Here is a 12558-nt window from a genome sequence, read left to right as displayed (position 1 = left end):
TCAGACCACGTCCTTCTGGAGTCCTCGGTTGTCCCGGCGTGCCCGGTGGGCGGCGGCGGGGATCTTCTCGTCACCCGGGCGGCGGCCGAGCTCGCCGGACAGGGCCTCGTCGCCCCTGCCCCTCCGCGGCCCGCTCCCGCCCCCGTCCCCGCCCCCGCCCGGGCCGGTGTCGCGACCCCCGTGCGCGACACGCTGCCCGGCGTGGGCGGCCGGCCCCCCGACCGCATCGGCCCCTCCGGGCCGGCCGTTGACCGTGAGGTTCACCCGCATCTCACGCAACTCTCCTCACTGAGTCGTTCCCCGTTCGCATGTGGCCAGAAGTCGTCGTCGGCCGCATGCGCAGAAGTAGACCGCGGGCCGCACCGGGCGGGGCAGTCACCGATCGCTCAGAACCGGCTTCCCCGACGGCTGTGGGCAAGCGTGCTTTCGTACACCCGCACACCGGTGAGCTGTGCCCATCGGGCCCCAACACCCGCCGGGCCGTGCGAAAGTGGCGATCATGCGGCTACGCGAACTCCTGGACGACACCGAGCTCGGACTGCTCCTGCTCGTGGGCCACGACGAGGACGCCCCGGCCGGTTCCGTGCCCGGTTCCGTGCCCGGCGCCCCGCTCACCTCCCCGCTCGACCGGACCGTCTCCGCCGTCGCGACCAACGATCTGGCCGACCCCGGGCGCTTCCTCACCGGCGGCGAGCTCGTCCTCACCGGGCTCGCCTGGTGGCGCGGGGACGGGGACGCCGAGTCGTTCGTACGCGTCCTGCACCGGGCGGGCGTCACGGCCCTCGCGGCCGGGGAGGTCGAACACGGACTCGTCCCGCACGACCTCGTGCGTGCCTGCCGGCGCCACGGGCTCCCGCTGATCGCCGTACGCCCGGAAACCTCCTTCGCCGCCGTCACCGAGCACGTGCTGCGCCGGCTGCACCGCCAGGACGTCGGGAGCCTGGCCGCCCTGGTCGAACGCCACCGGCGGCTGCTCACCGACCGGGCCGCCCCGGACTCCGTCCTGGACCTCCTGCGCCGCACCCTCGGCCTCGGCGTGCGCGTCCTGTCCGCGACCGGCCGCCAGATCGCCGGGGCCCGGCCGCCGCTGCACGCCGGGACCGCGTCGGCGCTGGCCGCCCGCCACCTCGGCGCCCGCCGCGCGGGCGGGCGGGGCCCCCATCACGTGACGGTCGGCGGCCGCCCCTACTCCCTCGTCCCGGTGCCCGCGCCCCGAGCGGAGCCGGGAACGGGAGCCGCTCCCCCCGCCGCCGGACTGGGCGACTGGCTGCTCGTCGTGGAGGCCGACACCTCGCACTGGCCGGCCCCCGACCGGGAGCTCCTCGACCGCACCGTCGAACTCGTCGCCGACGCCCGCTCCGCCCACGAACGGACCAAGGCGGCCCGCAACGACCTGGCCGACCGGTCCCTCGCCCTGCTGCACAGCACCGTCCCGGCCGAGGAGATCCCCGTCCGGCTGCGCAGCACCGCGCAGTCCGTGGTCAGCGGTGTCGTCCACTGGCCGCGCTGCCAGTTCGTGGTCGCCGCGGGCGAGTGGCACGCGGCCGGCCCCGTCCCCGCCGCGGCCCTGCGCGTCCTCCTGGAGGAGGCCCTGGTCCAGGAGGACGGCCCGGTGCCGGTCTCCTCGGAGGACATCGCCGCCACCGTCGACGGGGACCGGGCGGTCCTCCTCGTCCTGGTCCCCGAGCCCTCGGACGCCCTGCCTGACCCGGCCCTCGACCACGCCGCCCTCCAGCGCAGGCTCTCCGCGGCGCTCGCCCGCTGGCTCGGCCCCCGGGACAGCGTCTGCGTCGGCGTCAGCTCACCCGTGGCCGAGCCGGGCAACGCCCGCCGCTCGCTGGAGCAGGCCCACCACGCCCTGCGGATCGCCCGCGCGGACCCCGAACGGGTGCGGGTCCGCGGCCCGGAGGACCTCACCTCGCACATCCTGACCCTGCTCCCGCTCATCCCCGCCGAAGCCCGCCGGGCCTTCACCGCCCGGCTCCTGGGCCCCCTGCGCGATCACGACGCCCGCCACCGCACCGAGCTCCTGACCACCCTGGAGACCTTCCTCGACTGCGACGCCTCCTGGACCGCCTGCGCCACCCGCCTCCACCTCCACGTGAACTCGCTGCGCCGGCGCATCGCCCGCATCGAACACCTCACGCAGCGGGACCTGTCCCGCCTGGAGACCCGGCTGGACTTCCTGGCGGCCCTGAAATCCGGCTGACCGGGGTTCGTTCGTTCACCAGCACAAGGCCCCTGTCGACGGCCGGAGTCACTAGGGTCGGCTCATGACCGCACTGCCCGACTGGATGCACCCGCCTCGGGTGGAAGGCTGGTTCGCGGAGGACCTCGACCACCTCCCCCACGCACCCCACCACAGCAGCCGGACCTCTTGGTGACCACCGCCCCGTACGACCCCGACCGCACCTGGTTCGTTCCCGAAGAGGTCCAGCTCGTCGTTCAGGTCACCTCCCCCGAATCCGCCCACCGCGACCGCACCGTAAAACTGCGCAAGTACGCGGAGGCCGGCATCCCGCACTACGGGCGCATCGAGGACGAGGACGGGGCACCCGTCGTGCACGCCTACGAGCTCGACGAGCCCACCAGGGCCTACGCGCCCGCCGGAATCTTCCGGGGCACCCTCCGGCGCCCCGTCCCCTTCGAGATCGGCCTGGACCTCGACCGGCTCACCCCGCCCCGCAGCAGCTGAACAGCCGGCGGGACACGCGGAAGGGGCCGGACTCCTCGGAGTTCGGCCCCTTCCCGCCGTCCTGGCCGTGCGCCCCCGGTCAGAGCCGCTTCGCGCTCCGCAGGGTCGCCGCGTAGTAGCCGTTGCCGTCCAGGCGGGAGGTGCCTCCCTTGTCGCCGATGGTCGGGCCGTTGGCCTCTTCGCGGCTGGAGATGAAGATCTGGTGCCCGTCGGTGTCGGTGCCCAGGAACATGCCGGTGTGGTCCAGCCGCTCCCCGGTGCGCCCGTCCAGCTTGAAGAACAGCAGGTCGCCCGGCTGCAGCACGTCGATGGACGAGGGACGGGCGTCGGCGCCGACCCCCTTGAGCGGGATGACGTTGACGCCGACCTTGGAGCGGGCCATGCCGTTCGCGGTGCGCGGCAGGCCGTCGCCGGCGGAGGTGTCCGTGGCCATCAGCGGGTAGCGGGCCCGGTAGCCGAAGACGGTCCGGATGAAGCCGGAGCAGTCCATCGAGCGGGCGCGCACCGCTTCGGGCTTCATCGTGGTCCCGTTGCGGAAGGTGTACGGGATGCCCAGGTAGTCGAAGAAGTCCGACTCCTCCAGCCGGTAGTCGTTGCCGACCGAGCCGTTGGGGTTGATCGGGCCGAAGCTCGCGTCACCGGCGTACGAGACGCCCTCCGCGTCCTTCTTGACCGGGGCCTGGTCGCCGTACTGGAAGGCGATCGCGAAGAGGTCGTCCTCCTCGCTGCCGTGGTACTTCTTGTACCACTCCTGGAACCACTGCTCCTTCTCGGCACCGCTGCGCCAGGTCTCCGGCATCAGCCGCACCCAGTTCTCGGTGACCACCCGGGTCTTGGTGGTGGCCGGCTCCGTGAAGGTACGGCTGGGGCCGGTGAGGGTGGCGGTGCGGGCGCCGTCCGTGAAGGTCGCGAGGATCCCGCCCTTGCCGTCGCGCAGCACGGACCGCTCGGGGTTCTTCAGCCGCTCCCACTTCTGGGCGCCCTCGTCGCCCCCCTTGGACGACGCGGCGGGGGCGTCGACCAGCGACTGGATGGCGGGCGCCTTGGCCTGCTCCTCCTTGCGCAGCTCGATGGTGAAGTAGACGCTGCCGGCCAGCAGTGCGACCACGGTGGCCGCGTGCAGGACGGGACGTGTGCGGCGCTTGGACGTGGCGGTCATCGGTTACTCCGGGCGAGGTCGGTCGAGCGGGCGAAAGGACGGGCGGGGGCGGACGGGGCGGACGGCCGGCCGGGGTCACGCGTGCGGCATGACGCCGAGCAGGATGCCGGCGGTCAGTACGACGTAGGTCATGAGCGTCGCGGAGCCGGTGGCCAGCAGGGTGGCGCCCTTGGGCTGGCGGACCAGCTGGTAGGCGATCAGGCCGGGCACGATGAAGCCGAGGGTCTGGTTCGCGTACAGCAGCGGGAACTTCATCTGCAGCAGGATGACCACGCAGGCCTGGAGGAGCACGCCGATGAGCACGACGGTCGCGAACAGCCGCTTGCCGTAGAGGATCACGTAGCGCTGGGCGACGAGCGTGAGCGCGTACGTCAGGACGGTGACGCCGAGGACGATCGCGGCGCGCTGGAGGTCCTCGATGAGGGTGAGGGCGAGCCAGCCCGGGGTGATCATGCCGCCCGGGGACAGGTTCGTCGTCAGGTAGCAGACGAGGGAGAACAGCAGACCCAGGGCGATGCCGATCGCGGCGATCTCGGGGGTGAGGACGGCGGGGATCAACGGGGTTCTCCTGGGTTAGACCACTGCGGGCGCTGCGGGTTCTCGGGCTGGGGCCGCCGCGGCGGCGGCGGGAGCTGCGGCTGCTGCGGCGGCTGCTGCTGCTGATGCGGCAGGGGGACCGGCTGCGGCTGCTGGAGTTGCGGCCAGGCCGCCGACGTCAGCTCCGGACGGCGCGGCTGCTGCTGCGCGGCCGCCGCCTGCTGGTACTGGTCGTACGACGGGTCGTAGCCCTGCTGCTGCGGCAGGTGCGGCTGCTGCTGGTACTGCTGCTGGTGCTGCTGGTGCGGGTACTGCTGCTGGAACTGCTGGTTCGCGTAGCCCTGGTTCGCGTAGTGGTGCTGTCCCTCGCTGCGCGGGGTCGGGATGTGGGGGTTGCGCATGCGGCGCTCTTCCTCGGCCGCGGGCAGGTTCGCGTACGGGTCGAGGTGCTTGACGTACAGCGCCATGGTCTGGTCGTGCCGCACGTGCTGGGCCGGCGTGCCCGGCGCGGACATGTCCTCGCCGTCCTCCTCGAAGGAGGGCAGCTCGGCGAGGTGCTCCAGCAGGATCTCGCCCTGGCCGTGGATGTTGCCGATGGCCACCAGCGAGGACTCCTGGCCGAGGTGGTCGAGGAGCTCGTGCATGAACTCCTCGCCGTCCCGGTCGCCGCCGAGGTCCACGGCGCGGTCGCGCCACTCGGCGGGGATCGCGTCGATGGCGCTCTTCGCCGGGTGCCCGATGACGAACACCTTGTCGGGCTGGAGGTCGGGCACGATCTGGCCCATCTGGCCGTTGCGCTCGACACGGTCGGGACGGCAGTTGATGACCACGTTCAGCGGGCGCTTGATCGCACCGAGGTCCAGGAGCTGGTTGATGTTCATCAGCGTGGACTCGGGGTCGTTGGCCGCGAACACGTTCGCGAAGCGCAGCCGCTTGTCGCCGGGGCCGATGTAGCGCTCCACGGAGAGCACGCCCGGGTCCGGCGGAGCGTCGTACATGCCCTGCAGCGCGGTCTCCCGGTCGATGCCGAGGAGGTCGGCCACGACGAGCGCGATGGCCACGTTCTCCTTGAAGGTGAACCAGCTGAAGCCGCGCAGCTCCTCGTCGCTGACGATCTCGGGGTCGGCGTAGATGAGCCGGCAGTTCCGGGCGTCCGCCTCCTCCTGGAGGACGTGGAAGCGGTCCTTCTCGGCGGTGACGCAGATGCCGCCGTGCGGCATGGAGCGGGACAGGGAGCGGCCGATGTCGTCCAGGGTCGGGCCCATCTCGGCCACGTGGTCCTCACGGACGTTGCACAGCACGCCGATCGTGGACTGGATCAGCTTTTCCTGATTGAGCTCCTGGAGCGGGGGCATAACAGCCATGCACTCCATGACCAGCGCGTCGGGCTTGTAGGCGGCGGCGCGGCGCACGATGCCGATCTGCTCGACGACGTTGGCGATGCCGAACTTGCGGTAGACCGGCTCCTCGGTGGCGTCGGGGTGGATGAAGCGGGCCGCGGTGCCGGTGGTCTTGGCGACCGTCACCAGTCCGCCGCCGCGCAGTGCGCCCGCGACGAGGCGGGTGATGGAGCTCTTGCCGCGGATGCCGTTGACCAGCACCCGGGTGGGTATTTCTTCCAGGTTGGCGAAGTGCCGCCGCTGCTCGATGACGCCTGCGATCAGCATCACCACGCAGCAGACGACCAGCACGCTGAAGAGAAAGAGCACGGGGTCAGTTCCTTCCGGCCTTGGCAGCCTGGCCGGTCCGGCCGGCGGCGGCGCTCGCGTCCCGCTTGCGCAGCTCCTGGAGCTGCTGCCTGATGACTTCCAGGCTGCGGGTGACGGCGCCGACCTCGTCGTGGTGGCGCGGGTAGAGGACGGTACGGCGGTCGCCGTCCGCCAGGGCTTCGGCCCGCTGCGCCAGTTCGCGCAGCGCCTGGATCACCACGATGTACAGCCAGCCCAGGCAGACCAGCGCGGCCGTGAGGCCGAGCAGACCGGCGAGCACCGTGCGGTTCTGCAGGTTGTACTCGGGGATGGCCAGGCCCTTCGCGGGCTGCCAGCTGACCACGGTCCAGGCCAGCGGCTTGGCGGCGCCGCCGCCCACCATCGGGACCGCGGCGGCGATGGTGACGTCGTCGTTGCCGCCGCGCAGCAGGACGCTGCTGGGGCGCGGGCCCTTGCCGACCTTCTGGTTGGCGCCGGCCGCCAGTGCCCGGATGCTCTCGTTGGGCAGCTGCTGGAAGGCCAGGTAGCCGTTGTTGCCGCCGATGACGCGCTGCTTCTCGTCGATCACCCGGATCTCGCCCAGGCCGGGCCGCTTGAGCAGCGAGTTGAGGAAGTCGATGCGCAGCTCTCCGACCACGGAGGCGCCCTTGAGGCCGGGGGCCGAGGCGAACTCCACGATCGCCGGGGCGTTGCCGGACTCGATCAGGATGACGGGCTCCTCGCCCGCGGCGGGTGCCTTGCCGTGCGGGCGCTTGGGCGCGGCCCCGACCTTGGCGGTGATGGTGCCGTCCGCCTGGAGCACGTACAGGGACTCGTAGCGCTGGTGCTGGGTGAGGGTGCGCTGCAGGATGCCGGTCATCTCGGCGGGGGTGGTGGCCGGGCCGATCAGCGATCCCACGGAGGTGAGGTCGGCGTGGCCCTCGTTGAGGGCGCGGCGGACCCGGTCGGCCATGGTGTCGGTGCGTTCGCGCTGGTCGTGGACGAGCGTCTGCGGTACGGGGACGGAGTCGCCGGCCCGGTTGAGCAGCAGCACCAGGGGCGCGGACCACAGCAGCAGGAGCGCCCCGCAGCTGGCGAGCAGGGCGCGGGCCCCGATCCGGCCGCGGCCGCGGCCCGGGTTGTGGGCCTTCTGGGCCTCGGCGGTCTCGCCGAGGAGCTGGCGGCGCAGCCGCTCCAGGGCGGTGCCGATGCGGGCGGCCTCACCGTACTTGGGGCGGGTGACCGGGCGGTTCAGGTCGCCGCGGCTGAGCCGGCGGCTCTCCAGGAAGAGCTGGAGCAGCGGCCGCTGCACGGTGCCGATGAGCAGGGACACCGCGAGGAGGCCGATGACGAGCAGGGCGGCCGCGGCGACGACCCCGAAGAGGGGGTCGACGGCGGCGGGGCGGTCCTCGGTGACGTTGACGAGGGAGACGACGGTCAGACCGAGGGCGGTGGCGGCGGTGCCCTTGCCCGCCTCGGGGCCGGTCAGGCTGGCGTAGCCGACGACGGTCCGCTCACCGCTGTCGGAGGGGCCGAGCAGGCTGCCGCTGACGCCGCGGAAGCCGCCCGCGCCGGGCTCCTTGGTCGTCAGCGGGTTGACCCTCGTCTTCCGCGCGGCGAGCTTGGCGTACTTCTTGAGCTGCTTGCGGGCCTGCTCGGTGTCTTCCTTGACGTCCTCGGACTGGATCTGCTCGTCGTTGGCGATGCCGTCGCTGCTGAGGATCTGTCCGGTGGGGTCGGTGACCGCGATGGCCCGGAACTTGCCGAGGCTGACGCCGGGGAACCGCAGGCTGCTGGAGGCGACGAGCAGCTTCTGGGGCTGGCCGGGCCAGGACAGTACGGCGAAGGTGAGCAGGCGGGTCTCGCCGTTCTCGAGGCGCACCATGCGCGGGACGAGGCCGTTGGCCCCGGCGAGCTTGGTGTGGTCGATGGCGGTCAGCGGCACGTTCTCGCCGCGCTGGGCCTCCAGCCGTCCCGACTTGACCTCGATGACGGCCGTGCCGCGCCACTTCTGGTAGACGTTGCCGAGCTTGTCGAGCACCGTGTCGGCGGAGACCGGGCTGCCCGCGTTGAAGAGGGTGGCGGTGCGGGAGATGTCGGTGATCGACTCGTCCAGCGAGGCCCGCATCGCGATGGCGCCGTCCTCCGCGAAGTACTGCTGGGAGGTGCGGACCGCCTCGGGGACGGACTCGTTCGCCACCTTGCCGAGGTGGAAGGCGGTGAGCGCGGCCAGAGCGAGCAGCAGCGCGGACAGCGCGGCGATGGGCGGCCGGATGCCGCCCAGCAGCGACATGTCCGCTCTACGGCGGGCCTTCTGCCGCCGCTTCGTGCGCGACGCGGACAACGGGACTCCTGAGAATGTGGGTAAGGGTGCGGGTGCGGGTGCGGGTGCGGGTGCGGTGCTTCGCCGTGCGACGCGTCAGCGTTTCGTCAGGGGCTCCAGTCCGTCCTTGCCGCCACCCCGGTTGAGCAGGGTGCCCTGCGTGCGCTCGTAGGCGAGCTCGTAGCGGGCGCGCCGCTCGGGCGACACCGCGCTGCCGTTCTTCAGCGCCGAGGTGAGCTCGATCAGCCGGTGGTCCTTGACCTGTCCGGTGTCGGGCACCTTCACCGCGGGGTCGGACACCTCGGCCTCCGGCGGCAGCTCCACGAAGGTGGGGACGTAGCGGGCCTGGACGTCCCACCGGCCGTTCTTCTCCGCGAACTCGAACCAGCCGATGACGCCCTCCTCGGACAGTCCGCTGGGCACCTCGTGCCGGGCGAGCTGGTTGCCGAGCCCGTACGCGACCCAGATGTCGCCGACCTTCTCCATGGGCTGGACCACGTGGGCGTGGTGGCCGATGACCAGGTTGATGCCGGTCTTCTCGGAGATCTTCTTGGCGAGGCTCAGCTGGAGCGCGTTCGGGGCGGGCTGGTGCTCGGTGCCCCAGTGGATGCTGAGGATGACGACCTCGGCCCCGGCGGCGCGGGCGGCCTTCTCGGCGGCCGAGATGGCGTCGAGGGAGGTCTTGTTGGCCAGCCAGGGCTTGTTCGCGGGGACCTCGCGGCCGTTGAACCCGCCGGCGAAGGAGATCTGCGCGACCTTGACGCCCTTGACGTCCATGATCAGCGGCGTGCTGCCCTCTTTCTGGCTGCGGGCGGAGCCGGTGTGCTTCAGGCCCGCCTTGTCCAGGGCGTCGAGGGTGTTCTTGACGCCGCCCTCGCCGTGGTCGAGCGCGTGGTTCGACGCGGTCGAGCAGGTGTCGTACCCGAGGTCCTTGAGGGTCGTGGTGACCTGCGGCGGCGCGATGAAGTCGGGGAAGCTCTGGAACGGCCCCTCCGGCTTGCCCAGCACCGGCTCCATGTGGCAGATCGCCAGGTCGGCCTTGCTGATGACCGGCTTCACGGAGGCCATCATCGGGCCGAAGTCCATGCCGCCCTTGCCCGCGGTCTTGCCGTCCTGCTGGGCCTGGGCGGTCAGCTCGGGGTGGATCAGTACGTCACCGGCCGCGGCCACGGTGAACGAACGGCCCTTGGCCCCCACCGCCAGGCGACCCTTGGCGTCACCACCGGATCCCCCGCCTCCGAGGAGTCCACAGCCGGCGAGGGCGGTGGAGAGGAGCAGGGTGAGCGCTCCGGTGCGGAGCGTGACGAGAGAGGCGGATATCTTCACTCGGTCTATCTTTATCCGATCATGACTCCGATCCTCGCGAAACGTATAACGATTAAGGCAACTCTCTGCGCGATCGCAGCCGTGGCCGCGATTGTGGCGTATTTCACGCTGCCCTCCGGGCAACCATCAGGCGAAATGAAGGTGAATTCCAGGCCCTCCGCCGGACCCGAGGTCGACCTGGAAAAGCGGATTACGGGATTCACCCAGTCATTCGGCGAGCGAGGGGGGTACCGGATCCCCACGGCGGAGGAACGCCGGACGGTCACCGAGGGTGTCGCCATGCTTCTGGACGGCGACCAGGAGGGGGCGCACCGACGGCTGGCCGAGGTCGATTTCACCGTGCAGACGTTCACGGACACGGCGAGCGGCCGCCACTTCGCCGAAGTCGCCGACGCGGCGGGCGGTTCGGGCCCCGCGAGCCGGGGCTGGGGCCGGGTGTACGTGGATCTGGACGCCCGGCCGAGCTGGAGCGTGCAGGTGCCGCACCCGATCGCCGACCAGGAGACCGAGCGGCTCGGCGCCCGGGTGCTGCGCGGGTCTCCCGGCGGAGTGATGGTGCTGGCCGGCGCCCACCGCACGGCCGGGGAGGGCGACTCCGCGGATGTGGCGCACCGCACGGATTCGGTGTTCCACCAGGTCATCGAGGAGCTGATGAAGCGCCGCCTGCCGGGGGTGCAGCTGCACGGGTTCGCCAACGAGTCGTTCCCCGAATTCGACGCCGTGGTCTCGACGGGGGCCGGGGACCGGGCGGTGTCCGAGGCCAAGGTCCTGTCCGAGGCGCTGAGCGGCGAGGGCCTGGAGGTCTGCCGGGCGTACGTCCGTAAATGCAAACTGTCCGGAACGTCGAACGAGCAGGGCCAGGTGGCCGCCGACGAAAAGCTCCGTTTTCTCCATATTGAGCTGGCTCGGGCGATTCGGACCGATAACGGCCGCGTCAACGATGTCACCGAGGCGATCACGGTCCTCACCAAGCGCTGGTCCCGCTCCTGACCGGACCGCACGAAAGGGGCCGGCTCCCCCGGGAGCCGGCCCCTTCCTGCTGCGCCGCGTCAGCGACGCGGTGTCACTTCATCCGCTCAGACGTTGAAGCGGAACTCCACCACGTCGCCGTCCTGCATGACGTAGTCCTTGCCCTCCATGCGGGCCTTGCCCTTCGAGCGGGCCTCGGCGACCGAGCCGCAGGCGACCAGGTCCTCGAAGGAGATGATCTCCGCCTTGATGAAGCCGCGCTGGAAGTCCGTGTGGATCACGCCGGCGGCCTCGGGGGCGGTGGCGCCCTTCTTGATGGTCCAGGCGCGGGTTTCCTTCGGGCCGGCCGTCAGGTAGGTCTGCAGGCCCAGGGTGGCGAAGCCGACGCGGCCGAGGGTGGCCATGCCCGGCTCCTCCTGGCCGACCGACTGGAGCAGTTCGAGCGCCTCGTCGTCCTCGAGCTCGATGAGCTCGGCCTCCAGCTTGGCGTTCAGGAAGATCGCCTCGGCCGGGGCGACCAGTGCGCTCTGCTCCGCCTTGAAGGCGTCGTCCGTCAGCTCGTCCTCGTCCACGTTGAAGACGTAGAGGAACGGCTTGACGGTGAGCAGGTGCAGCTCGTGGAGGAGGTCGCCCTGCTCCGTGCCCTTGGTGATGCCGTGCGAGAAGAGGGTGTCGCCCGCTTCGAGGATCTTCACGGCCTTCTCGACGGCCGCGAGGACCGCGATCTTCTCCTTCTGGAGGCGGGACTCCTTCGTCAGGCGCGGCACCGCCTTCTCGATGGACTGGAGGTCCGCGAGGATCAGCTCGGTGTTGATCGTCTCGATGTCGTCCTTCGGCGAGACCTTGCCGTCGACGTGGACGACGTTCTCGTCCTTGAAGGCGCGGATGACCTGGCAGATCGCGTCCGACTCGCGGATGTTCGCGAGGAACTTGTTGCCGAGGCCCTCGCCCTCCGACGCACCGCGCACGATGCCGGCGATGTCGACGAAGTCGACCGTCGCCGGGAGGAGCTTGGCGGAACCGAAGATGCCGGCCAGCACGCCGAGGCGGGCGTCCGGGACGCCGACGACGCCGACGTTCGGCTCGATCGTGGCGAACGGGTAGTTGGCCGCCAGCACGTCGTTCTTGGTCAGGGCGTTGAACAGGGTCGACTTGCCGACATTCGGCAGGCCGACGATTCCGATCGTGAGCGACACGTTGGCGACTTCCCGTAGCTGGAGGGGGCGGCGGCCCGGAGTGGGCCACCGGACAGTTTACTTTCCGATGAGGGGGCCCCGATGTACGCGTGTCCGGGCACGTGATCGGCGGCCTCCCCGCCTAGTTTTGGGGGGTGGAGCGATACAAGGCGCGTACGGTACGTCACCCGGCGGAGCGGGCCCCGGCCCAGCGGGCCGCCCCGAACGCCGCGCAGCGGGCCTCCTCGGCCCCCGGGCCGGCCGCCGGGCAGGCGCCGGTACGGGTACGGCGGCTGCCGCGGCCCCGGCTGACCGGGATCGGCGGCGGGCTCTTCGCCTGCGCCGCGATGTTCCTGATCGGCGGCCTCGACTGGCTGCTGTTCGACGCCTCGCTCTTCGTCTACGGCCTGCTCTTCCTGCCCGTCGCCGCCGCCACCGCCCTGTGGGTGCGGCCCGCCGACCTGATCACCGCGCCGATCACAGCCCCGATCGCCTTCGCCGCCGGGGTGTGGCCCGTGTCCGGCGGCTCCGGCGGCTTCGCCGGCGAGGTGATGGGGCTGGTGTCCGCGCTGTCCCTGCACGCGGGCTGGCTGTACGCGGGGACGCTCGTGGCGGCGCTGATCGCCCTCGTCCGCAAGGCCGTGCTCATCGGCCGCCGCCGCATGCCCCGCCGCGTCGCCTGAGCG

General features: G+C 71.5%; 10 protein-coding genes and 1 pseudogene. 4 read left to right on the top strand and 7 right to left on the bottom strand.

Translation table 11 applies throughout. The annotated features are described in order from the left end of the window. The gene (locus ACWCP2_RS20745) at positions 1 to 270 is read right to left on the bottom strand and encodes a hypothetical protein (protein WP_450910058.1); all 270 of its coding nucleotides are present in this window, start codon (positions 268 to 270) and stop codon (positions 1 to 3) included. A gap of 229 nt (positions 271 to 499) precedes the next feature. Between ACWCP2_RS20745 and ACWCP2_RS20740 the strand changes: the two genes are divergently transcribed. Next, positions 500 to 2209, top strand: a complete 1710-nt coding sequence (locus ACWCP2_RS20740; RefSeq protein ID WP_450910057.1) for a PucR family transcriptional regulator — start codon at positions 500 to 502, stop codon at positions 2207 to 2209. Between the two features lie 64 nt (positions 2210 to 2273). Then, a pseudogene (locus tag ACWCP2_RS20735) lies at positions 2274 to 2695 on the top strand (Uma2 family endonuclease). A 79-nt stretch (positions 2696 to 2774) separates the two neighbouring features. On the opposite strand, the gene ACWCP2_RS20730 reads toward ACWCP2_RS20735, so the two are convergent. The 5 genes from ACWCP2_RS20730 to ACWCP2_RS20710 form a co-directional block, all read right to left on the bottom strand. After that, positions 2775 to 3854: an NlpC/P60 family protein gene (locus ACWCP2_RS20730; protein ID WP_450910056.1), complete on the bottom strand. Its 1080-nt coding sequence runs from the start codon at positions 3852 to 3854 to the stop codon at positions 2775 to 2777. Between the two features lie 75 nt (positions 3855 to 3929). Further along, positions 3930 to 4412, bottom strand: coding sequence for a poly-gamma-glutamate biosynthesis protein PgsC/CapC (locus ACWCP2_RS20725; protein ID WP_450910055.1), 483 nt, complete (start codon positions 4410 to 4412; stop codon positions 3930 to 3932). Then, positions 4409 to 6100, bottom strand: coding sequence for a poly-gamma-glutamate synthase PgsB (gene pgsB / locus ACWCP2_RS20720; RefSeq protein ID WP_450910054.1), 1692 nt, complete (start codon positions 6098 to 6100; stop codon positions 4409 to 4411). Before pgsB ends, ACWCP2_RS20725 begins: the two co-directional genes overlap by 4 nt. A gap of 4 nt (positions 6101 to 6104) precedes the next feature. Continuing rightward, entirely contained in the window at positions 6105 to 8423 is a 2319-nt protein-coding gene (locus ACWCP2_RS20715) for a HAMP domain-containing protein (RefSeq protein ID WP_450910053.1), read from the bottom strand. A gap of 75 nt (positions 8424 to 8498) precedes the next feature. Beyond that, positions 8499 to 9728, bottom strand: coding sequence for a CapA family protein (locus ACWCP2_RS20710; protein WP_450910052.1), 1230 nt, complete (start codon positions 9726 to 9728; stop codon positions 8499 to 8501). A 21-nt stretch (positions 9729 to 9749) separates the two neighbouring features. On the opposite strand from ACWCP2_RS20710, the gene ACWCP2_RS20705 reads away from it, so the two are divergent. Next, on the top strand, positions 9750 to 10718 hold the full coding sequence (locus ACWCP2_RS20705) for a hypothetical protein (RefSeq protein ID WP_450910051.1): 969 nt from the start codon (positions 9750 to 9752) through the stop codon (positions 10716 to 10718). An 86-nt stretch (positions 10719 to 10804) separates the two neighbouring features. Here ACWCP2_RS20705 and ychF read toward each other — a convergent pair whose 3' ends face one another. Beyond that, entirely contained in the window at positions 10805 to 11893 is a 1089-nt protein-coding gene (ychF, locus tag ACWCP2_RS20700) for a redox-regulated ATPase YchF (protein ID WP_266880893.1), read from the bottom strand. Positions 11894 to 12027: 134 nt separating this feature from the next. On the opposite strand from ychF, the gene ACWCP2_RS20695 reads away from it, so the two are divergent. Next, a complete protein-coding gene (locus ACWCP2_RS20695) occupies positions 12028 to 12555 on the top strand; it encodes a DUF6542 domain-containing protein (protein ID WP_450910050.1) in 528 nt (175 codons plus the stop codon). Positions 12556 to 12558: the final 3 nt, after the last annotated feature.

The organism is Streptomyces sp. NPDC002104 (assembly GCF_053593795.1).
This window is presented reverse-complemented; position numbering and strand designations above follow the sequence as displayed.